Here is a 22,262-nt window from a genome sequence, read left to right as displayed (position 1 = left end):
CGTATGCGACTGGGGCCTCCCAGTCGCGTCCCGCAATCAACCAAAGCCTCCAGTCGAAAATCACGTCGTCGACCGAGGCCTCTCGGTCGACCTTCCCGCGTGTAGTCGATTGAGGCCCCTCGTTCAACCTTCCCGCGTGTATTCGACTGAGGCCTCAAAGTCGACCTTTCCCTGTGTAGTCGACTGAGGCCTCTCAGTCGACCTTCTCGGATGCGATCGGGGGCCCCGATCGCCTACGTCCCACCTTACCCTTCGGTTCCAACTCCGAACCGATGCTCGCCACGCTTGGCTGCTCGCAGGGACTCGTTTGTATCCTGTTCCGCTCCCGGATCGCCCTGCGATTCCATCCAACGCTCCAGCTCTCGGCCCAACTCCTCGCGGACTCCAGCCAACCCTTCGTCGTTGATCAGATTGGTCATCTCATACGGATCGTTGGCAAGATCATAGAGCTCCTCTTTCGGGCGCAACTGGTATCGCTGGATCAGACGAAGTAGCTCAGGCTGTTCAAAGCACTGAAACACCCAGGTCTGCCAATACTTGTTGTTCAGCTCACCGTTGCCTTTGACGCCCATCAAGTGCTTTTCGATGTACAGGTTCTCGTTCTGCAGATTGCGGATGTAGTGATAACGCCCATCGGTGATGGATCGAATCGGATAGGACGGACCTTCAGGAATATTGTTGTGCGTCCCGTAGGCATATTCGCGATGGGCATCTTTCTCATGTCTTAGCACATGGGCGAAGGAAGCCCCGTCGAACGTTTCTGGTTGATACTCGGCACCAGCCAGATCCATCAACGTTGGCAACACATCGGCGTATTGCACCAGAGCGTCTGTCCTGGTTCCCGGCACGATCATGCCCGGCCACTTTGCGATCAATGCTGTGTGAACGCCGGTGTTGTAGTTCGTCCACTTGTTGCCTGGGAACTGAGAGCCCTGCTCGGAAGTGAACAACACGATCGTATCGCCTGACTCTCCAACTTCCTCGAGTTCATTCATGATCTGGCCAAACTGATCATCCATGTAAGTGATCTCAGCCAGATACCGCCCAAACGCCGACCGAGTTTCGGGCGTGTCGCCAATGTTCGGCGGCAACTTCAATTTGCGTGGCGGGTACGCACTCGCGTCGCCCATCACCCACGGCACATGCGGCTCCACCAACGCGACCACCAAACAAAACGGCTGGCCGTCCTCGCGAGACATAAACTCGCCAATGGAGTCCAACTGCATTTCTTGAGTCGGATTGCGAACACAGTTTTTGTCGCACCCATCAACCCTCTCAAACGGGAAGGCTGATTCCGGCGACACATGAACCTTGCCGGCCAACCCGACTCGATAGCCGACTCGAGCAAGATGCTGAGGCATGCTCTCGATGTCACGGCGACTGGCGGAGTGATTCCAATTGCAACCGTTTCGCATCGGATACAAGCCCGAATACAACTCGGCACGACAAGGCTGGCAAATCGCTTCGGCGAGGAACGCCCGATCGAATGTCATCCCTTCTTTCGCGAGCCGCTCCAGGTTCGGCGTTTTCGCGTTCTCGCCGCCGTACATTGGCAGATCGTTGTACGTGCAATCGTCCGCCATCACAATCAGGAAATTGGGCGACTTCGTCTCAGCGTGCGCGAGAACGGGGACCAAGGCAACCGCGAGAACGGTGGCAATGGTTCTAAGAGAACTTTTCATAAAAACCGGGCGGGAAGGGGATGTTTGCGTGTGTGAGCCGACAATCCGAAATCGCGGCGGCGCAAATATCTTAACCCCAAACGCCGATGTCAACCAAATCCCGACGAATAGACGGGCCAGCCATCGACCAATTCCCCGTACGATGGACTTCCAAGTCCGTCGAAAGTCATTCACCTCGACGGACTTGGAAGTCCGTCGTACGGATGTTGATTCAACGATCTTGTGACACACGAGCTAGGCGGCTTCGGAAGCTTCCGATGCCGCGTTCAACTTGTTGTAGAGCGTCTTCAGCGACATACCGAGCTCTTCCGCCACGGCCTTCTTGTTACCGTTGTGGCGAGTCATCGCTCTCTCGATCGCACGCAATTCGATCTCACGCATCGTCATCGGAGCGGTATCGGCCAAATCAGCTCGAAGCTGACGGCGAGCAAAGTGCTGAGGCAAATGCTCCACATCGATCGGAAGTGCATCACATAACACCGAAGCGTGCTCGATCACGTTGGCAAGCTCGCGAACGTTGCCGGGCCATTGATGCGATTGCAACTCAGCCATCGCCGCCTCGGTGAACAACTGGCCGCTGGTACCATCAGCACGATGCCGACGCAGCAAGTGCTCCGCCAGCGCAGGCAAATCATCGATACGATCGCGAAGCGCCGGAAGCCGTAGCTCGAACGTGTTGATGCGGAACATCAAGTCTTCGCGGAACGTGCCTTCAGTCACCATTTTTTCCAAATCGCGGTGAGTTGCGCAAACCACACGCACGTCCACCTTGATGCTTTGATTGTCGCCGAGTCGACGGATGTCACCGGTCTCCAGAACGCGAAGCAATTTTGCTTGAACGGCCAACGGAAGCTCACCAACTTCGTCAAGGAACAACGTTCCACCACTGGCGACTTCGAACAATCCCATCCGTCCAGAGTCTGCTCCGGTAAACGCACCTTTGACGTGCCCGAACAGTTCGCTTTCGATCAACGTTTCCGGCAACGCACCACAGTTGATTGCGACGAATGGCTGCTCACTGCGAAGACTCTCGTCAGCGATCGCACGAGCGACCAACTCTTTGCCGCATCCCGTTTCGCCACGAATCAAAACGGTTGATTCAGTCGGTGCGACCTTGGCGATCAGTTTGCGAACCGCGTGCATCGATTGGTTCTCACCGATCAAATCGGAATCGCCTTCGGCACGCTGCAATCGATGCCGAAGTGCAGCGACCAAACGGTTCCACTCACGACGTTCGCTCACTCGTCCCATCAAAGCCGAGATCTCAGCCAGTCGGCAGGGCTTCATCAAATAGTCAAATGTGCCGTGACGAAGCGCTTCGATCGCGGTTTCTTGACTGGGGTTGCCCGTCATGATCACCGCTTCGATCTCCGGCCGAATTTCGCGGGCGCGAGCGATGACTTCGATTCCGCTCATCCCCGGCATATCGAGATCAACCAAAAGGCAATCGATTGGTTCTTTCGACAAAACATCGACGGCCGTTGGCCCGTCGGGGCAAACGGTCACGCGGTATCCCATTCGCGGCAACTCGGTGCCCATCAGTTTTTGCAACTGAGGTTCATCGTCCGCGAAAAGAATGTGCATGCCGTCGGCTTTAGGCTGCTTGGGTTTGCTGGGCATCTTGGAACTTCCAACTTTCATACGCGGGTGAGGTGACTTCTTCGGTGATGGCAGCGATTGGCAATCGCAATTCAAATTCGCTGCCGCGATTCTCGCCTTCGCTGCGAGCACTCAACTGGCCACCGTGCTGACAAACAATTCGGTGCGAAATACTGAGTCCCAATCCGGTCCCGGTACCATCGCGACGCCGAGTGAAGAATGGTTCAAACAAGTGAGCCTGAACTTCCGCGGACATCCCGCAACCGGTGTCCTTTACGCGAACGGTCGATGTCTTGGGGCCTTGGTGGATATAGATACTCACGTCGCCGTCGCAATCCACACTCTCCAGGGCATTGGTCACCAAGTTCAAGATAACTTGGCGAATCTCTTGATCATTGGCATAAACAATCGCTGTTTCGTCGCCGAACAACCGCAGCGATTGGCACTTGTATTTTCCGAGTGTTCCGACCATTTCGATCACGTCGTTGACCAACGGCACAATATCGAACGAAGTTTTCTCGACTTGTCCCATACGGCTGAACAGCAACATCTTTTCGATGATTGATTTGCACCGGAACGCTTCGCCCTCAATACGTTGCAAGTTCTCACGCCAATTTTCAGTCATCTCGCTGTCGAGCAATCGCTCGTCGTCGGGCAACATCATCAAGTCGTTCATCCGCGATTCGATCGCTTCGGCGCTCCAAGCAATCGCGGCCATCGGATTGTTGATTTCATGAGCGAACCCGGCCGCCAAGAAACCGACGCCGGCGAGTTGTTCGTTGCGAATCACTTCTTGGGATCGCACCTTCACTTCTTGATCCAATTCGTCACACATCTTTTCGATGTGAGCCATGCTGTTTTGAAAGCGATCGGTCATCTCGTTGAGAATGACTGCTAACTCGCCAAGCTCATCGCCCGTTCCCAAATCGATCCGATGCCCAAACTGGCCGCGTGAGACCAAACGGGCACCGATGACAAGGTTATTGAACGGCGCCAACACGCTGGTTTGAAAAACCCAAACCATCACAGCGGCGATGACCATCGCGGCGGCAAAGGCCACCCAAGCGATCCCGATCCCAAGTCGATATCGGCCTTTGACGTGGTCACTGAACGCCGCCATTTGACCGTGAATCAAAACCAGGTGAGCCCGCGTCTTTCCGACCAATTCATCGAGCGTCTCGCCCATTTTGTTTCGACTGGACCGACGATCGATGACCAGATAGTCCAGGTTGTTTTGATTCTTTTGAATCTCAGTCAAGATGCTCCGGATGGTGTCCAGAGAGGCGAGCTGAGTTTCAGGATTGATCAGCGTCGAACCAGCCTCCACTTCTTGAGGTTGTTCGATCTTCGCCGTCACCATGGTGGAATATCGACCAAGCGCCGAATCCAACTCGTTGATGGTGTTGTGGAATTCGTCGTTCTCCATCTGCAAATTGGAGTGCGGCATTCCAAAGGGATCGATCATGGTTGCCTGAGCACGCATCTGGCACAGACGCGTGTTGCTGTCGCGTGCTTTCGCGGCGGCTTGAGCAATTTGCGTTGCCATCGGCAACTCCTTGGCTCGCGAACTGATCGCGTCGGCCAAGTTTCGATACTGGTACAGCCCGACAATCCCAACGCCGCCGAGCGTGATCACCAAAGCGACCAAGACCAGCGTCCCGGTCAACAGTTTGACTTGAATCGAACCGATCTTGGGGAACTTGCCACGTGGAGCCAAACGCCAGACTCGTGAATCCGTTCGCAAACGCGGGATTCGCCGAGACCAGTTGGTTGCCGACTTCTCGGCGGCTGCCTGCTCACCGGCCGCGGGATCTGCTCCGCCGGGAGAATTTGCTCCGCCGGCAGACTGCGACGATGCAAAAAGAGGTTCGACGACCGAGTCCGGGACCGCATCACGGTTGGACATCGATATCGTCGCGTCGCCAGCCGATGACTCATCCGAACCGGAGCCAAAAAGCGACGCCGTGGGATGCGTTGCAGAGAGGCTACTTGCCTCATGGGGTCCATTTTTTCGCATCCGAATCGGCCTCCTTGACCATCACGGTGTGAAACATCCTGTTCAACATTTCGAAGCGTATCGTTGGCTTGGCGGAGTGGCAAGAGCGGATCGAACTTGCGTTGCCAAAGCGTGATTTCCTATATCCCCACGTTGAACTTTGCTCCACGATCGCCGGGGACCGTCACACGTGACCAAGACCATCTTTTTTTCCGTCGGGGAACCCAGCGGTGACCAACACGCCGCTCGATTGATTCGTCAATTGGCGAATCCCGGTGGTATGGCGATGCGAAACGACGAACGAATCATTTGCCGTGGTTTTGGCGGCCCCTCGATGCTGGCGGCCGGTTGCCGCGTCGACTTGGACCTGACTCGGCACGCCGTTGTCGGAATTGTGGAGGTCCTTCCAAAGCTTCGTGAATTTTTCCGCTTTGCCGACCAAGCCGAAGACATTTTCCGCTCCGGATCAGTGGACTCGGTCGTTCTGGTCGATTTCCCCGGATTCAATTGGCACATCGCAAAACGAGCCAAGAAGTACGGCATTCCGGTTCACTACTATTGCCCGCCGCAACTTTGGGCGTGGGGTGCATGGCGAGTTCGCAAAATGAAACGCAGCGTCGATCACGTGGTCGCCGTCTTGCCCGTCGAGCAATCGTTTTTCAATCGTCATCAAATCCCGGTCAGCCTCGTCGGGCACCCGTTCTTTGATGCCGTCGCCGAACAAAAACTTGACACCGCGGTCATGCGTCGCTTTCAAAGCCAGCAAAACTCGGGCGATCGCGTCGTCGCGGTCCTGCCTGGTTCACGTGATCACGAAGTCCGGGCGAACTTCCCCATTCAACTGGAAACCATCCGGCGACTGGACCGCGAATTGAGCCAGTCGGGTGAAAACGTGCGGTTCGCCGTCGCCGCGTATCGCGACAAACAATGCCTTTGGTGCCGCGAGCAACTGTCCGAAGAAGACAAAGATTTGCCAATCGACTTTTACGTCGATTGCACATCCGAAATCATCGAAGCCGCCCATTGTGCGATGATGGTCAGCGGCAGCGTCAGCCTGGAATTGCTGGCTCGCGAAACTCCCGCAGCGGTGATTTACCGCGTCGGACGAGTGCTGCACGCCGTCGGCAAACGCGTTCTGAAGATCGACAGCGTCACGCTTCCAAACCTGATGGCTGGACGCAAACTCTTTCCCGAGTTCATATCGGTCGGCGACCCGGCACCCGCGGTCGATTTCCTGACCGAAACCATGCGAGCGATGCTGCAAGACAGCTTCTACTACGCGAAAATCCGGCGAGACCTGCAGAAACTGCGAGATGAACACGCCCGTCCGGGGGCGTCTCAACGAGCCGCGGAATTGCTGCGATCCAAGCTGTTTGGCGACCTCGAAACGCTCCCCGAAAAGAATTCCTTCGGCATGCAAACCCAAATGCGAGACGCTGCGTAACAGCCCGGGTCCCACTTCCCCCGCGGTCCTCTTTTCGTAACCTCGCCGAAATGAACCAGCCTGAATCGTCCAAGTCGTTGTTTTTGGGCGGTGCCGCGAAAGCCACCGCCGCCAATCGCGAACGGGATGTTCCCAGAATGGGAGCCGAATCGGGCTACGAAGCGGTCGTGGTTGAAGACGTCGCCCCAGTTCGCATCAGTGCCTTCATCGGGCTTCTGCTCTCGCTCGCCAGCTTCACCGCCGCGGTTGCCAAGCCCATGCTTGTGCTGCCCGCTTTGGCGATTGTGATCTGCTTGTTTGCGCTGCGAAAGCACGCCGGAAAGGCGAAACCGGTTGGGACCACCGTCGCCAGAATCGGTTTGGCGCTGGCGTGCTTGTTCGGTTCGACCGGCTTCTTTGTGCACTACCTGAAATACCGAACGCTGGGCGACCAAGCGACCTACTTCGCTCAGCAGTACCTCGAACTGGCGGCCAATGGCGAAGAAGCGTTGGCGCTGGAGTTGCAAAAATCGGCTCCCAACCGCCAAGTTTCAACGATGAAACTGGACGCGGCCTACAAGCTGGATCAATCCGCCCAAGAACAGCTTGAGTCGTTTCGCGCCGGTCCTTATTCGGATGTCAAACGACTCGGTCCAGAGATCCCGTGGGAACTCGACCGTCGCCCTCGCGTCTTCCAGAAGTACGGACGAGAAAAAGTCGACACGTACTGGCGAGATCCGACCGGACAGTTCGACAACGTGATCCAGATTGAATTGCAATGGAATCCATCTCGCGACAAAGATGAATCCGATTGGCAGGTCACGCTGTTCCAAATCGAACGCGAATTGATCGTCGCCCCGGTCGTTTTGTAGCGGGGATGGGAATCCTCGCGGGAAGCTTTCCTGTCTGAATTTCGTTCGCAATTTGCGAACTGCGTCGGATTGGGGTGGCGTCGAATTGCTGGCAGTGCTTACGACCAAGTTTCCGGTTGTATTCCCCGCCGCTTGCCCTCCGACGTTCATCATGCCAGCTCGATCCACCGCTCTCATTTGCACCGTTTCGTCGTTGCTGATTTCCGGCCTTCTGTTGACCACTCAAACCGGTTGCTTGGGTTTGATGTCAAACTTGATGCACGCTGTCGGTGCCGACCAAGTCCCTGCGGAATGCGAAGCACTCAAGGATTCGAAGGTCGCGGTTGTGACCTTCACCGACCGAAGCCAATACAGCGAAGACATCGCCGCACGGACTTTGTCACGAAAAGTCAGCGACATATTGCTCACCAAAATCAAAAACATCAGCCTGGTACGCGAAGACGAGATCCAAGAGTTCCGCGACACCCATGGTTGGGAAAACACGGACTTCTTGGACATCGGCAAAGGCGTCGATGCTGAAAAGGTCTTGGCGATTGAACTGACCGGCATGAAGCTTCGCGAAGGTGCGACACTTTATCGCGGATCCGCCGCTGTGACTTTGACCGTCCTCGACGTGGAAACCGAATCCGTTGTCTTTCGGAAAGAGATCGACGAGTTCATGTTCCCCTCAACGGCGGGTCAGTACACCAGCGAAACGACCGAGTCGAAATTCCGCAAGCTTTATCTGCAGATGCTGGCCGAACGCATCGGCCGGGTGTTCCACCCATACGACTTCGCGGACACGATCGCGATGGACGGGGCAATCGCCAGCCAATGAGCAGGGCGAACGTTTTCGGCACTCCCCGTGTCTGATTACGTGAACAGGATCTCATTCCGCATCCGCCGCTGCACATGAACCTGCACGTCCAAGCTTGAGAGAATTTCTCTCAGCAGACGGGTGCATTTGATGAGATATGGCCAGCAGCTTTCGGCTGCGTCTCACGGACAACTGGTTTTGTGATGCTCGGCCGCACCGGATTTCTGTCTCAGCAAAGCAACTGCGCTCCGGTCGACAAACCGCTTCGCGTATCTGACAATTCATCCTGATTTGCAACGATTCTCGCCACGCACTCCAACTCAATTGCTATGAAAACGGCTCGTCACGAACTCGTCATTTTGGGCGGTGGCCCAGCCGGATATGTCGCCGCCATTCGCGCAGCACAGCTCGGCATCGACGTTGCCTGCATCGACGACAACCCTCGCTTTGGTGGGACGTGCGTACGCGTCGGGTGCATCCCCAGCAAAGCTTTGTTGGAATCCAGCCACCTGTATGAAGAAGCCCAGCATAAGTTCGCCGATCACGGGCTGAATGTCAGCAACGTCGAAGTCGATCTCGACGTGATGATGAAACGCAAAGAGAAGATCGTCGAATCGCTGACCGGTGGAATTGACATGCTGTTCGATCGCCGGGGTGTGACCGCCTATCACGGTCGAGGCCGCCTTCGCGATGTGGACAGCATCGAAATCACGCCCAGCGAAGGTGCGGCCGAAGATCAGCCGACTTTGGTCACCGCCGACCAAATCATGCTGTGCCCCGGCAGTGTCCCAGCACAGCTTCCCTTCGTCGAAGAAGACGGCGACCGAATCGGAAACAGCACCACGGCGTTGTCCTTCCCCGAAGTGCCCGAAGAGTTGGTTGTCATCGGCGGCGGATACATCGGGTTGGAACTCGGCAGCGTCTGGAACCGGCTGGGCAGCAACGTGATCGTCCTGGAAGCCTTCGACCGCATCATGCCGGGTCTCGACAAGGAAATGGCCACCTTGGCTCATCGCAGCTTCAAGAAACAAGGCATGGACATTCGAACGGGAACGTTCGTGGCATCCGCCAAAGTGGATCCGAAGCCAGGCGACAAGAAGCCGTGCGTCATTAAAATCAAAAACGGCGAAACGATTCGTTGTGACCGAGTGCTATTGGCCACCGGCCGCGCTCCCGCAACCAAGAGCATGGGACTCGAGGAAGCCGGCGTGAAGCTCGACGAACGAGGCTTCATCCAAGTCAATCACCAATTCGAGACATCGGTGACCGGAATCTACGCCATCGGCGATTGCATCGGCGGTGCCATGCTGGCTCACAAAGCCATGGAAGAAGGCATTGTCTGCGTCGAACAGATGGCCGGCATCGCCTCCGAAATGAATTATGAAGTGATCCCCGCGATCGTCTTCACCCACCCCGAAATCGCGATGGTCGGCAAAACGGAAGAAGAACTGAAGGAAGCCGGCATCGAATACAACAAGGGTGTCTGTCCTCTGGGGGCCAACGGCCGAGCCCGCACATTGGGCGACATCGATGGCCGAGTTAAAATTCTCGCCGACGCCGCCACCGATCGAGTGCTCGGCGTGCACATCATCGGCCCGCGTGCCGGCGACATGATTGCGGAAGCCGCCGCCGCAATGGAATTTGGTGCCAGCAGCGAAGACATCGCCCGCACCTGCCACGCTCACCCAACCCTGTCCGAAGCGGTGCACGAAGCCGCTTTGGCCATCGACGATCGAGCGATCCACACGGCGTGAGCGGTCCCATCCAGTCCGGTTGGCTGAGGCGATTGTACGCCCGCATCGTGTTCCTCCCGACGTTGTGGTGGAACATGTTGCTGGGACGTGTTCTCAAAGTCCGCAATTGGTTTGACTGGATCGATCCGTTGGTAATCGTCGGTGCTCGACCTTTCGCTCGTGACGTCCCGCAAATGGCGGAACTCAATGTCGGCGGTGTCGTCAACACTTGCGAAGAGTATGTCGGGCCCGTCGATGAGTATTCCAAACACGACATCGAGCAACTGCATCTGCCGATTACCGACTTCACGCACCCCAGTCTGCAAGACGTGATCACGGGTGTCGCCTTCATTCAACGAAATGTCGAATCAGGCAAAGCAGTCTACATTCACTGCAAAGCCGGTCGGGCTCGTAGTGCCACCATCGCGATTTGTTGGCTGATTGCTCATAAAGAGATGACTCCCGAACAGGCTCAAGCTTGGCTGTTGGAAAAGCGTCCTCATATCAATCCACGGCTGACCAATCGTCCGGTCGTCCAACAATTCATACGTGAATTTCAAACGTCGATCGGATAAAAATGCTCTCACCTCTGAGACCAGCGACGTTGACTGGGTGCATCGGATTCAAAGGATTAACTGAGTGAAAGTCCATTGCTGGCGGATGCACTAGAATGAGGGCCCCACTGGTTCTTCCCCATCCAAGGAGCCCTCGCATGTCAATTCGCAACGTTTGGAAATCCCGTGTGATCATTGCGGCGATCACCGCGACCACTGCCCTGCCGTTGACGCACTGCATCGCGGATGAAGGCATCGACACTCGGTCGAAATTAACCGTGCACGCCACCGCCGACACAAAGGTTGCACCCGACAGCGTGACGTTGCGTTTCGCGATTGAGTCACGGGAGGAAGAGGTAACCGACGCGGCCCGCAGAACCTCCGAGCAAGTCAACCGCGTGGTGCAGTTTCTGAAGAGCCGAGGGATCGAAGCCAAGGACATACGTACGGAATCAATCGTGCTTTCACCCATTTACCCAAAAGGTCAAAAGGGGCAATACGCAAAGCAAACCTACGCGGTGCAGCAGTCGCAAGGGCTCGACGATCTTTTTGGCGACTCAACGCCACAGCAAGTCGCTCCAAACCAAGCTCCCACCTCAAACATTCGTGATCAACTGCAGAAGAACCAACCCATCGGATATTCGGCCAGCCGGCAGTTGACGATCATGGTCCGAGACATCAAGCAGTTTGAAACGGTCTACACCGGAATCCTGGAACGCGGAGTCAACTCCATCGCTGGTATCCAGTGGATGAACTCCGATCAGATTCAACATCGCCGCGCCGCTCGCATCAAAGCGATCGCTGCCGCGCGTGAAAAGGCCAGTGACATGGCGGGAGCCCTCGATGCCAAAGTCGCTCGCGTGCTGAGCGTTCAGGAAACATCCCGAGGTTCCGATCCATTCAGCACCAGCATGCAATTGTTTGGATCCGAATCCTCGGGCGGCTCAATCGAAGCTGGCCTGATGACACTCTCCGCGTCAGTCCAGGTCGTCTTCGAACTCAGCGACACCGAGTTCGAAAACTAGGTGCTAAGCAACAAACCTACCGTTCAACCGTAGCCGGATTCGCCAGAATTCGGATCGAGTGCTGCTCCATCGCAACAAACGCCCACCTACTTCCCGTCCGGCAACGCGACTTGGGTCGGGCTCTTCAGGTATCCGATCAAGTCGACCACCTGCTGCTCCGTCATCGGTTGCAACAAACCGCTTGGCATCGGTGATTGCTCAGTCACCGACTCCAGTTCGATGTCATCGTTGGGCAGAACCCACGTCTGATCGGCAGCAACGATTGTCGTGGTCTGCCGCGTTCGTTGAGTCACCAAACCGACCAACAGCCTTCCATCCACAGTGACAATCTTGGTCGCACGGTAATCTGCCCCGACCACCGAATCAGGGTCAACGATGTTGTGCAACAGATATCCAAGATCGCTCCGCTGAGCCCCCGTCAAATCCGGTCCGACCTTGTTTCCGGTTCCGAACAATTGGTGACAGTTCGCACACGCGGTTTGAAACAAAGCCCGGCCGGCTGGCAAATCTGCCCGACTCAATCGTTCACGTGTCAAAGATTGCGTCCAACGGTCGATTTCTTGTTTGCGATCGTCAGGCGTGTCCTTGATTCGCCCCCAAACGTTTTCGACTCGCTCGGTCAACGCATTGTTCTCAAGTGAAAGAATCGTTCGCACATGAGAAGCGGTCAAAATGTCCTTGGGACGCTTCTTTTGCTCAATCGCTGTCAACAGCACGTCGGCGAAAACGTCCCGGGAACAGAGGAGCCCCACCACGCCCGATCGCCGCGGTGCACGAAATCGATTCAGGTTGTCGAGCAACAAACTTCCCACTTCGGGCAACTCAATGGTCGACAACGCCGGAGCCAACTTTGCATTAACGCGAGGGTCCTTGATTAGTGGCATTGCTAATCGAACGATGTATGAATCGGCGATGGCATCATCTGCCCCTCTGGTTTCGATCAAACCGCGGACCGCAGCCAATCGTTCCAAGACATCTGCGTTCGCATCACCAGCGATCATCGCCATCTCGCCGACACTTTGGCCTTCGCCAAACAATGTGTTCAATTTCCGAAGCGTCTCGGCGTGCTTGGTTTGCAACTCTTCGTGAGCCGACAACACGGTTTGAAAATCGCTCCAATCCTCCGGTCGCTCAGCCTTTCGGACTCCCACGATTCCGGCTGACACACCGTCCAGAAACGCTTCTGCGCACGCCACGTTGGGTTTGCCATCCAAGTCGTGATCACCGCGAAGCCGTCGAGTCACCGACGTCACCAAACGCGAAAATTCCTTCGGATGCTGGTCGACTCTTTCCGCCAAGGCTCGCGAAATGAGTCGTGTGGTCGTTGGGATTTGGCACTGCTCACCGCCAAAGAGCAACTCGTCGGGATGCTTCTCCGCACTCGACATCAGGCCGTACCAAATCATCAATCCTTGGTTGTGATCGTCAGCGTCCTCGATGCCAGAATCCAATTCCGTCAAGAAGTCCGCTAAGTCACCTCGCGAACCCAAAGGCAAACGCTGCAGAATCGACGCGAGCGTCAATCGTACCGAAGCAACATCGGCCTCCGCATGCGACAGGATATCGCTCGAATAAGCACGGTATTCGTCATGCACCTTCTCCTCGGCTGCCACACTCGCCGACGTCGGTCCAAACACATCGTCAATCGGCCAGTGTTGCGCCATCAATCGAAAGCACCACGAACGGACGTGCGGCGATGGATCGGCAACACTTTCGAGCAACGTTTTGCGAGTCAGTCCGCCAGAAACATTGAGCGTCCAGAGCATTCGCAAACGTTGCTGTGGATCGGTCGAATCGTAATCTTCGAACCATTTGACCAACTCCGCGTTCAGCTCGCTTGCGTCCGCTCCGCTGGCAACAGCCTCAGCGACCTGCAAACGCGACTGGTGCGAGAACCAACGGTCGCCACCGAGCTGGAACGCGATCGTTTGCTCAACGTTGATTCCAGGTTCGTTCAGCTTCGTCAACCGATCGGCCACGTTGTCTGGCGTCCCGGCTTCGTAACGAATTTGAAAGATGCGACCGCTGGATCGGTGGACTCCCGAGTGTTCATGGCATTCGCCCAAGTCCGCCCAGTCCAAAACAATCACGTTGCCATCCGGGCCTGCGGACATTTCCATCCCGCGGAACCAAACATCGTCGCTCAGGAACAGGTCTTTCTCGTGCTTGCCGACATACCCCGTTCCATGAGGCTCCAATCGTTCGCGGTTCACGCGACGCCCGTGGAAGTTCAACGTGTACAAATCGTCTTGGTACTCGGTCGGCCAAGTCGACTCTTGGTAAATCATCATGCCAACGTGAGCGTGTCCGCCGCCGTAATCGTTCGCCGCTCCATCGCGTGAATCTTGCCATTTGCCGGACGTGTCAAAGTGGTAGTGATCGGCGTGCTGATCGATCAACTCGTAGGCATTGGGGTTCGGATCCAAGGTGAATGGTCGGTGGAAGTGGGCACCGTGGATGCCATGCCACAGATGGCCGTTGACGGTGTTGATGAAGAACAACTCTCCGTTGCGATCAAAGTCATGACCCCAAGGGTTGGTGGTGCCATGGCAGAGCACTTCGAAGTGACGCGTTTCCACGTTGTATCGCCAAATGCCACCTTCAAGTGCCGTCCGGTTCTCATCGGGTGTTCCTGGCAAGCCGATTCGCCCCGGACAAGATCCACCGCAACGTCCGTACAGCCAGCCGTCCGGCCCGAACCTCAAACCGTTGGCCAGATTGTGATAGTTCTGCTCCGCGATCGTGAACCCATCCAAGATGACTTGTGGAGGACCATCGGGAACCGCGTCCCCGTCAGCATCAGGAACAAACAACAATTGCGGCGGGCACATCAACCACACGCCGCCTCGCCCCACTTCGACGCTGGTCAAATGACTCACTGAATCCAAAAATACAGAACGTGACTCAGCGACTCCGTCAAGATTTTCGTCCTTGAACACCAACACGCGATCGCGTTGGTCGTCTCGCCAGGAAACACCACGCTGACCATAGGTGTAATTCTCCGCAACCCACAGTTGGCCCTTCCGGTCCCAGGCCAAATCAATTGGGTTTTGCACGTCTGGTTCACTCGCAAACACCGTTGCGGTGAATCCCGCGGGCATCTCCAGCGAATCGGCTGCTTCTCGCGGAGACAACAGAGGGGGCCCGGCGAGCTTGCCGTCGGCGTTTAATTCTGCGAGAGGTTCCGTGTTGATTGGGGTGGGGAAATCATCCGCCGCCGCGGGCAAACCCAGCACAACGAACGTGAACAAACAGCTCACCCATGTCCACTCACGCGTTTGGCGGGATTTCGGCGTTTGCTGAGCCCCGCCGTGCTGTGTCCCCACCCGTGCAATTTTGACGTGATCAACGTAGAACATGGATGTCATTTTCGTTTCGAACAAGAAAGATTGATATGCGGCGAATCGGCAATTTTTCCGATCCCAAACTGGCGGACCAATTCAACGACTATCTGCAGACCCTGAAGATCCCTGCGAAAGTCGACCACGACGAAAGCTCCCATGATATCTGGATTCGCGACGAGAAAGATGTCGCGACGGCCCGAGAAGCCATGGATGAGTTCAAACAGTCACCCGGCGCGGCAAAGTTTGACGTCACCGCCGAAGCCGCACGCCTGCGAAAGGAAGAGGAAGCGGAAAAGAAACGCAAACTCGCTTTGCAACAAAAAGCACAGAAGAAACTGCGAGGGACGTCAGGTGCTTTTGGTGGCCGGACTGCAAGAACCGGCAATATCCCTGTCGTCATCGGCATGATCATCATCTGTGGGATCGCCAGCGTTTCGACGGACTTCAATCCGCAGTTGGATCTGTCAGTGATTCTCGAGCAAATCAACTCTCCCCCAGAGGTCCGAGGCGAACAACTCACCGCTCGAGAAAAACTAGTCGTGGCTCTGAATTTTGCGAGCCCAATCGATTATGCCACGACGGGTGACGCATGGGTCTCGATCAAAAAGGGCGAGATCTGGCGGTTGGTCACACCAGCCTTTCTGCATGGCTCGACGATGCACTTGGTGTTCAACATGATGGCGTTGTTCACTCTTGGCAGCGTCGTTGAGCGTTTGCACGGCTCGTGGTTTCTTGGATCGTTGCTGCTTGCTTCGCATATCATCGGCATGATTGTTCAAGTCGTCTTGCCGGACTGGCTCGAAAGCCCCATGGCGGTTGGTGCATCCGGAGCGGTGTTCGGCGTTTTCGGATTCATATGGATTCGACCTCGCTTCCAACCTTCGTATCCAGTGGGCATCCCGCCGTTCAATGTTTATTTGATGCTCGGGTTTATGTTTGCTTGCATGACACCACTGATACAGGGCATCGCCAACGGTGCTCACGTTGGTGGCCTTCTGACCGGGATGGCTGTCGCTGCATTAGCCCCCAAGAGCATCTGACGAACCGTCGTCACAACGTCAAAGCATCCGGGTATGCCGGATCAAGCCGCTTCGGCGCCGCTCCGGCAGTCAACCTCCGACTGTCGAACGGTTCAGCTAAACTTGTGGGCAAACTCCGTAACTCATGTTTGCTCCCCGTTTGACGCCAGGTGACCAGTTTGTTGTCGTTTTCACCGAAGATCGCTTTCAATCACATCGCGACGACTTGCCGACTGTTCGCTCCGCTCGCCATCGCAGCGCTGTTCCTCCGACCAGCACTCGGCGATGATCGTCCCAACGTCCTATTGATCGTCGCCGACGATTTGAATTGTGCGATCGGTCCTTACGGCGATCCCAACGCGATCACGCCGAACTTGGACGCTCTCGCGAACCGCGGGCTGGTATTCGATCGAGCCTACTGCCAACAAGCCGTCTGCAATCCGTCGCGTTCATCATTCCTGACCGGACTCCGCCCCACGACGGTGGGTGTCGATGACCTTCGCAAAAGTTTTCGCGAGACCGCTCCGAACGGCGCGTCATTGGTCACGCTGCCTCAACATTTCAAAAACCATGGTTACTATTGCCAGGACATTGGCAAAATCTTCCACAACATGGGCGACACCCAAGACCGCCAATCTTGGTCCATGGACGAAGTCTTGCACGCGGGAACGCATGCTGCCGACACGGTGCATTCCAATACGCCCGTCGCTCTCCGTGCTCGCAAGCTAAAAAAGGCTCCCGCGACCGAGACACTCGACGTTCCCGACACAGCCTACCGCGATGGCCAAATCGCTCGTTTGGCAGCCTCCGTCATCCGTGACTACCCCGACGACGCGGCACCATTCTTTTTAGGCGTCGGCTTTTGGCGTCCCCATTTGCCATTCGTTGCACCAAAGAAGTACTGGGACCTCTACGATCCTGATGAGATTTCATCACCCCAGCTCGAAACCAGTCCGGTTGATGTCCCCGATATCGCGATGCACATTTCGCGTGAGTTGCACGGATACGATGGAATCCCCAAGGAAGCCGAATTGTCACCGGAGTTGAAACGGCATCTTCGCCACGGCTATTACGCCTCGATCAGTTTTCTCGACGCTCAAGTCGGACTAATTCTGAATGCCCTCGAAGCAAGTGGCCACGACAACGACACCATCGTCGCGTTTGTCTCGGACCACGGATTCCATATTGGTGAGAAGACCTTGTGGGGCAAAACCAGCAACTTCGAACTCGACGCTCGAGTGCCACTCATCATCGCCGATCCACGAGTCGACCGAACGCAGCCCCGAACCGATTGCTTGACCGAGTTGGTCGACCTTTACCCAACGCTCACTTCGCTCGCCGGTATCGCAAACGACTTGCCCGAAAATCTCGAAGGTGACGACCTCTCATCGCTGCTGATAAACCCCAATCAAACGCTCAAGACCGCCGCGTTCACTCAGCACCAACATCCGTTCTATGCACCACGCGAGAAGTGGGTCGCTTTGGGATACTCCGTCCGAACTGCCGACTGGCGATATACCCAGTGGAGATCCATCCAAGACCACCATGTCATCGCCGAAGAACTCTACGATCATCGGAACGACCCAAACGAGAGCCAAAACGTTGCCGTCCAATTCCCCGACGTTGTCCAACAACACTCACAAAGCCTAATCAAGCATTTCAACCTTTCGGAAAAGGCACCTTCGGCGAAATCTGACTTTTGATCCAAGCGTCCATCGCCAACATGACCTCTTGTTGACGCTCGACATATCAGCCGCATGGCGCTAGCCACGGTTTCCATGATCAACCGTGGCAAACGTCAAAATCGCTCACCAGGCTGTCCGTAATCAAACGACGCGAGTTCCCTGGATCGCTGAAACATAGAACGACCTCAGATTAAACAACTCGGTCCTATGAATCCAAAGTGGCGGGAATTCGTTTTCCTTTAACACCAACATCGCCGAGGATCAGCGCAACGACTGCCATCATGCCGAATGGGACCCCGAAAGCGACAAGCGGGGACAGAATCGGAATGGAGCACAGAATCGCAGCGAGATAGGACAACGCCCTTTTCCTACCCGCGAACATGCTGCGTGCACCGAACCACTGAACAAAATGCACCACGATCGCCAAAACGTAAGCGAGATACCCATTCAATCTTAACGGGTAAGACCGCAATAGATTTGCCGTCGGCGTCCCAGTCAGACTGATGAACAGAGCAACCGTCGACAAGATCAAGAGCGGCACCGCAAAGCTACGCTCCCGCTCAAACATGCTCTGATCGGGATCGCTTTCAACAATCTCCGTGCACTCAGGCGGGCTTTGATATGGATTTAAGACGCTGTCACTTGCCGGGTGTTCAATCGTTTTCATCCGTTGGGTCGTCACGCTCGGTGACGCTCTATCATTCATCGCACGTATTCTTCCCGGCGTCGGACTCGGCAGTGTTCAAATTAGCAATCAAATCCTTGAATGCCTTTTGAGCGGTGTCGATCAATCGCCCCATCTCGAGCTGTGCTGCTTTCATCCGCTTGAGACGTTCCAAGTTTTTCACGTCCTGGCCCGACCGGATGCCTTGCAACAATCCGGCCATCGATGATTGCCAACGACTCGCGATCACGTTGAATTCGTTTCTCAATTGAGTCACCTGGTCCAACGATTTGTGTGTCCGCCCGTGCTGATCTTCTTTTTCGGCCTCGGCGAGCTGACACGCGAACAAATGAAATCCTTTCAATCCGCCGACAACACGTCCATTGGGCAGACCGCGGATTTCACCGCCGGGCAGAGATTGCGTCCGCCTCACAGTTGCGAGAACCAGAGCGAACTGTCCGCGTCTCTCATAGTCAAGACTCATCTCAGTTCCCGACTTCACGTTCAACAAGTCAATCCAAGTTCGACACAAACAGCATACCGTTCTGGCTCAGGTGACCGCGTAACGACTATTGCGGTTGTCGATGCGGATGGCTTTGGACTGAACCAGGTACCAAATATCACCATTGTCGTTAATTGGATGTAGCGGAAGCTTTTGCCAGAAGTCGTCGAACTTGCCATCGAAAGGTCAGCCACGAAACCGGCAGTCCAGCAAAAAATCCCGCCAATGCACTGGCGATTCGCATCGCTTGTGTGGGCTGACCCAAACCACCGAGAACGCCTCCAATGAAAGCACCTGCGAACGCGCCGGCGACAGCCCCGCCAATGGTCGCCACAACGACAAACAGAAACCAAGCCAGAGCGATTTGCCCTTCGCCGATCGAATAACCACTATCGGTCAGCAAGACTTCGTTCTGAGGGGCCATTTCAGACGACTGATACGGACTCGGTTCGTTCATCGGAATCACCTGCGATCGAAAATGGAAGTGATAAAGAATACCAATTGTCTTTCAGGCTCGCATGGTGATCCAAAGAAACCTATCTCGTAGAAGAATTGGTCCATGCGGCCAAGCACACTTCACGGTCACTCATCCAGTTCCCACACCCGGACATAGTCGATTTGCATGTTGGTTGGGAATTCGGTCGCCGGATGTGACTCGTTGGCACGCAAACGATTGTTGCCGAACACCGCATATGGCTCACGCAAACCCAGCGAGATTGCAACGTTCATCTCCCGGTGCCAAAACGTGTTCTCTTGCCGCCCGACCTCGATCCCATCGACGTACCAAATGATTTCATCACGTCCGACGTTGCATCCATAGGTGTGAAAGTCCTGCCCAGGATCGAATGGAGCGTGATACTCAATCGCTTGGGTCGCTTTAAATCTCGCGTCGTTGGGGCGTTGCCAACTTCTGCCCGCGATGCCGCCGGTTCCGTTGGACAAGATCGAGTGGAGATTGTGATCCATGATCCGTTCGTTTCCCTCAATACGATTTCCTCGCTGAGACATCTCCACGACGTCAATCTCGCTGTAGCGAACCGCTTCTTTCTCGATGATCGAGTCGTCGATTTTGCTGTACATCCAAAACGAAGGGCACACGCCGGGAAACACAGGCGAACCCTTGATTCTCGCTTCGTAGTATCCGTACGTCCCTACCGCGTAGGACTTCAGCATCGCGGAAGTGAACGGCGTCGGATTTCCGCTTTGATCCCGCCGAGATGCCTTGGTGTCGTCCTGCCTCAATCGGCGGACCGTTAGCGTGAGCACGCCGTTTGCGGCGACTGCATTTGTTTCATTGTCCCAAGTCCACGCACCAAAGTTTTCGGGATTCTTGTTCCACTTCTTCCAATCAACCGAGTCACGATTGAAATCGTCCGATCGATTCCATTTGATCGCCCACTTTTCTCCCGGCTTCGCGGTCAAGGGTTTCGAATTTTCGTTGGACTGTGACCATGCAAACGACGGTGCACCGAAGATGACCAAGAGCAGCGTGAGAGTACGAAACATTTCAGTCCAACGGATACATGATGGGTCATCAAAGCAGAAAACAAGCCGACAAGCTCGAACGATCTAGATGATACCAAGGAGCCCGTCGAAACAGGCATTCGCGAAGTCACAAAGGTGCGGGCAATCCGAGAACCACACTTCGAGGCGAACGAGAACGATTGACTTGGCAAAACTGCTCCGCCGCTCGAGCGCAACCGTTGACTTGGGAGGATATTATCTGCCGCTCTATCCAATGACTCACCGACAATGTTCGAATGCTGCTTTGATCATGATGATTGACTCGATTCTCCGACAAGCCATGTCAGTTGGCTTGCTCGGGTGCGTATGTGTACTGGGCACACTCTCGGCCGGTACGGCTTGGGCCGCGAAACCCAACGTGGTGTTGGTACTGACCGACGACCAAGCACCCTGGGCGTTCGCGGAAGCGGTTCGATCGGGGCAGTTTTCGGACGTGCCAATTCCCTCGACGCCGAACATGGATCGTTTGGCGGCCGAAGGTGCCGTCTTTCGCAATTTCTTTTGCACCACGCCGGTGTGCAGTCCCGCTCGCGCAACTTTGATGACGGGTCGCTACGCCAGCGAACTGGGGATCAAGGATTTTATCCCACAACCCGGACACAAACTCTACGATCCCGATTCACCGATTCATTTGGATCCCGACAACACCGTGACTTTCGCGGAAGTGATGCAGCAACAGGGATACACAACCGGTTTGGTCGGCAAATGGCACCTCGGTGATTGGACAGCGAACGGCGATTCGGGGAAGCACCCGACGCGACACGGATTTGATTCGTTCATGGGTTTGACGGGAGGTGGAACGACGCCAGACAACCCCGAATTGGAACTCAACGGAAAGGTTCAACAGTTCCAAGGTTTGACCACTGATATCTTGACCGATCATGCGATTGATTTCGTGGAACAAAACGCTGACCGCCCCTTCTTCTTGTGCCTGTCCACCCGAGCACCTCACGGTCGGTGGTTGCCTGTCGCACCCGAAGACTGGCAGCCATACGAAGAGATGGATCCAACGATCCCTCAATACCCGGACCTTGATACGGACTGGGTTCGCAAGAAGATGAAGGAGTACTTGGCGAGCACGTCAGGAGTCGATCGCAATCTTGGGCGGTTGCTGAAAACGCTCGATGCACAAGAACTGACGTCCAACACCATTGTGATCTTCACCTCGGATCACGGGTTCAACATGGGCCATCACGGGATCTACCACAAAGGAAACGGGATCTGGGCGACCAGGCAAAAGCCACCAGGCAAATTTCACCAAGGTACCCGAGTGATCTCGGACAAATACCGACCAAATCTTTATGACCATTCACTGCGAGTACCGGCAATCGTCCGTTGGCCGGGCGTGGTCAAACCTTCGGCCGTGATCGAAGCCACCGCATCGCATTTGGATTGGTTCCCGACATTATGTGCGATCGCCGGCGATGGCTCATCAGCCAAAGACTTGCCCGGCCGCGATTTGTCGCCACTGTTGAAGGGTGAACTACAGGACGACTGGGACCAAGCCCAGTACTTCGAGTACGACATGATCAACTACGCCGTCGCATCGCTCCGCGGCTATCGCACGCCGGAATACAAGCTGATCCGCGATCGACACAATGAAGGCTGCGACGAGTTCTACGACCTAACGACGGATCCAGATGAAACAGTGAATCTGATCCGCAATCCGGGCTCGCAGGCAGTGATCAAAAGATTGGACGCGAAACTTCGCGCAATGGAAAAGAAATTGGAAGGGCGTCGGTAAGGCATCATCTTGAAACGGGGTGATTCCAAAGTGCAAATTCTCGAATGCAAATCGCAAATCAACGTAGGCCAGGTCTCACCTGGCGATCCCGATTGTCCCG

The 22,262-nt window shown here is 55.5% G+C and carries 17 protein-coding genes; 9 read left to right on the top strand and 8 right to left on the bottom strand.

What is annotated here, in order from left to right; all coding sequences use genetic code 11:
- Window positions 1-245: 245 nt before the first annotated feature.
- The 3 genes from RB_RS05415 to RB_RS05405 all read right to left on the bottom strand — a co-directional run bounded on the left by RB_RS05415 (window position 246) and on the right by RB_RS05405 (window position 5,187).
- Window positions 246-1,682: a sulfatase family protein gene (locus tag RB_RS05415; RefSeq protein WP_164921564.1), complete on the bottom strand. Its 1,437-nt coding sequence runs from the start codon at window positions 1,680-1,682 to the stop codon at window positions 246-248.
- Between the two features lie 234 nt (window positions 1,683-1,916).
- Complete coding sequence (locus RB_RS05410) at window positions 1,917-3,266, bottom strand: sigma-54-dependent transcriptional regulator (RefSeq protein ID WP_037228658.1); 1,350 nt, start codon at window positions 3,264-3,266, stop codon at window positions 1,917-1,919.
- A 10-nt stretch (window positions 3,267-3,276) separates the two neighbouring features.
- A complete protein-coding gene (locus RB_RS05405) occupies window positions 3,277-5,187 on the bottom strand; it encodes a sensor histidine kinase (protein WP_164921563.1) in 1,911 nt (636 codons plus the stop codon).
- Between the two features lie 280 nt (window positions 5,188-5,467).
- Here RB_RS05405 and lpxB point away from each other — a divergent pair, with 280 nt between their 5' ends.
- From lpxB to RB_RS05370, 6 genes are all read left to right on the top strand, one after another.
- On the top strand, window positions 5,468-6,721 hold the full coding sequence (gene lpxB / locus RB_RS05400; RefSeq protein ID WP_164921562.1) for a lipid-A-disaccharide synthase: 1,254 nt from the start codon (window positions 5,468-5,470) through the stop codon (window positions 6,719-6,721).
- A gap of 50 nt (window positions 6,722-6,771) precedes the next feature.
- Window positions 6,772-7,572, top strand: coding sequence for a hypothetical protein (locus RB_RS05395; RefSeq protein WP_007335206.1), 801 nt, complete (start codon window positions 6,772-6,774; stop codon window positions 7,570-7,572).
- Between the two features lie 52 nt (window positions 7,573-7,624).
- On the top strand, window positions 7,625-8,389 hold the full coding sequence (locus RB_RS05390; protein ID WP_007335207.1) for a hypothetical protein: 765 nt from the start codon (window positions 7,625-7,627) through the stop codon (window positions 8,387-8,389).
- Between the two features lie 308 nt (window positions 8,390-8,697).
- Window positions 8,698-10,122, top strand: coding sequence for a dihydrolipoyl dehydrogenase (gene lpdA, locus RB_RS05380; RefSeq protein ID WP_011119002.1), 1,425 nt, complete (start codon window positions 8,698-8,700; stop codon window positions 10,120-10,122).
- On the top strand, window positions 10,119-10,676 hold the full coding sequence (locus RB_RS05375; RefSeq protein WP_011119001.1) for a phosphatidylglycerophosphatase and protein-tyrosine phosphatase 1 family protein: 558 nt from the start codon (window positions 10,119-10,121) through the stop codon (window positions 10,674-10,676). Before lpdA ends, RB_RS05375 begins: the two co-directional genes overlap by 4 nt.
- A 137-nt stretch (window positions 10,677-10,813) precedes the next feature.
- A complete protein-coding gene (locus RB_RS05370) occupies window positions 10,814-11,680 on the top strand; it encodes an SIMPL domain-containing protein (RefSeq protein WP_164921561.1) in 867 nt (288 codons plus the stop codon).
- Window positions 11,681-11,766: 86 nt separating this feature from the next.
- Here the strand turns inward: RB_RS05370 and RB_RS05365 are convergent, their stop codons facing one another.
- Window positions 11,767-15,048 (bottom strand): PVC-type heme-binding CxxCH protein, encoded by a 3,282-nt coding sequence (locus tag RB_RS05365; RefSeq protein ID WP_165447205.1) that lies wholly within the window; start codon window positions 15,046-15,048, stop codon window positions 11,767-11,769.
- Here RB_RS05365 and RB_RS05360 point away from each other — a divergent pair.
- Window positions 15,042-16,064: a rhomboid family intramembrane serine protease gene (locus RB_RS05360; RefSeq protein WP_011118998.1), complete on the top strand. Its 1,023-nt coding sequence runs from the start codon at window positions 15,042-15,044 to the stop codon at window positions 16,062-16,064. The two genes, RB_RS05365 and RB_RS05360, sit on opposite strands and share 7 nt — an antisense overlap.
- Window positions 16,065-16,213: 149 nt before the next feature.
- Window positions 16,214-17,746, top strand: a complete 1,533-nt coding sequence (locus RB_RS05355) for a sulfatase (RefSeq protein WP_011118996.1) — start codon at window positions 16,214-16,216, stop codon at window positions 17,744-17,746.
- Between the two features lie 187 nt (window positions 17,747-17,933).
- On the opposite strand, the gene RB_RS05350 is transcribed toward RB_RS05355, so the two are convergent.
- The 4 genes from RB_RS05350 to RB_RS05335 form a co-directional block, all read right to left on the bottom strand.
- Window positions 17,934-18,395, bottom strand: coding sequence for a hypothetical protein (locus RB_RS05350; RefSeq protein WP_231846245.1), 462 nt, complete (start codon window positions 18,393-18,395; stop codon window positions 17,934-17,936).
- Window positions 18,396-18,426: 31 nt separating this feature from the next.
- Window positions 18,427-18,825: a hypothetical protein gene (locus RB_RS05345; protein WP_164922728.1), complete on the bottom strand. Its 399-nt coding sequence runs from the start codon at window positions 18,823-18,825 to the stop codon at window positions 18,427-18,429.
- Between the two features lie 199 nt (window positions 18,826-19,024).
- Window positions 19,025-19,351, bottom strand: coding sequence for a hypothetical protein (locus RB_RS05340; RefSeq protein WP_231846243.1), 327 nt, complete (start codon window positions 19,349-19,351; stop codon window positions 19,025-19,027).
- 125 nt (window positions 19,352-19,476) lie between these two features.
- Entirely contained in the window at window positions 19,477-20,400 is a 924-nt protein-coding gene (locus tag RB_RS05335) for a family 16 glycosylhydrolase (protein WP_011118992.1), read from the bottom strand.
- 232 nt (window positions 20,401-20,632) lie between these two features.
- On the opposite strand from RB_RS05335, the gene RB_RS05330 reads away from it, so the two are divergent.
- Complete coding sequence (locus RB_RS05330; RefSeq protein WP_164921560.1) at window positions 20,633-22,162, top strand: sulfatase-like hydrolase/transferase; 1,530 nt, start codon at window positions 20,633-20,635, stop codon at window positions 22,160-22,162.
- Window positions 22,163-22,262 lie beyond the last annotated feature (100 nt).

It is taken from the genome of Rhodopirellula baltica SH 1 (assembly GCF_000196115.1).
In the GTDB taxonomy this organism is placed as follows: domain Bacteria; phylum Planctomycetota; class Planctomycetia; order Pirellulales; family Pirellulaceae; genus Rhodopirellula; species Rhodopirellula baltica.
The sequence above is the reverse complement of the archived record's forward strand: the minus strand, read 5'-3'. Positions and strand labels throughout refer to the sequence as shown.

What these genes read in the sequence shown, in the direction of transcription:
- RB_RS05415 (WP_164921564.1), bottom strand. Translation starts at nt 1,682, where the DNA reads ATGAAAAGTTCTCTTAGAACCATTGCCACCGTTCTCGCGGTTGCCTTG.
- RB_RS05410 (WP_037228658.1), bottom strand. Translation starts at nt 3,266, where the DNA reads ATGCACATTCTTTTCGCGGACGATGAACCTCAGTTGCAAAAACTGATG.
- RB_RS05405 (WP_164921563.1), bottom strand. Translation starts at nt 5,187, where the DNA reads ATGTCCAACCGTGATGCGGTCCCGGACTCGGTCGTCGAACCTCTTTTT.
- RB_RS05395 (WP_007335206.1), top strand. Translation starts at nt 6,772, where the DNA reads ATGAACCAGCCTGAATCGTCCAAGTCGTTGTTTTTGGGCGGTGCCGCG.
- lpdA (WP_011119002.1), top strand. Translation starts at nt 8,698, where the DNA reads ATGAAAACGGCTCGTCACGAACTCGTCATTTTGGGCGGTGGCCCAGCC.
- RB_RS05370 (WP_164921561.1), top strand. Translation starts at nt 10,814, where the DNA reads ATGTCAATTCGCAACGTTTGGAAATCCCGTGTGATCATTGCGGCGATC.
- RB_RS05360 (WP_011118998.1), top strand. Translation starts at nt 15,042, where the DNA reads ATGTCATTTTCGTTTCGAACAAGAAAGATTGATATGCGGCGAATCGGC.
- RB_RS05365 (WP_165447205.1), bottom strand. Translation starts at nt 15,048, where the DNA reads ATGACATCCATGTTCTACGTTGATCACGTCAAAATTGCACGGGTGGGG.
- RB_RS05350 (WP_231846245.1), bottom strand. Translation starts at nt 18,395, where the DNA reads ATGAAAACGATTGAACACCCGGCAAGTGACAGCGTCTTAAATCCATAT.
- RB_RS05340 (WP_231846243.1), bottom strand. Translation starts at nt 19,351, where the DNA reads ATGAACGAACCGAGTCCGTATCAGTCGTCTGAAATGGCCCCTCAGAAC.
- RB_RS05335 (WP_011118992.1), bottom strand. Translation starts at nt 20,400, where the DNA reads ATGTTTCGTACTCTCACGCTGCTCTTGGTCATCTTCGGTGCACCGTCG.
- RB_RS05330 (WP_164921560.1), top strand. Translation starts at nt 20,633, where the DNA reads ATGACTCACCGACAATGTTCGAATGCTGCTTTGATCATGATGATTGAC.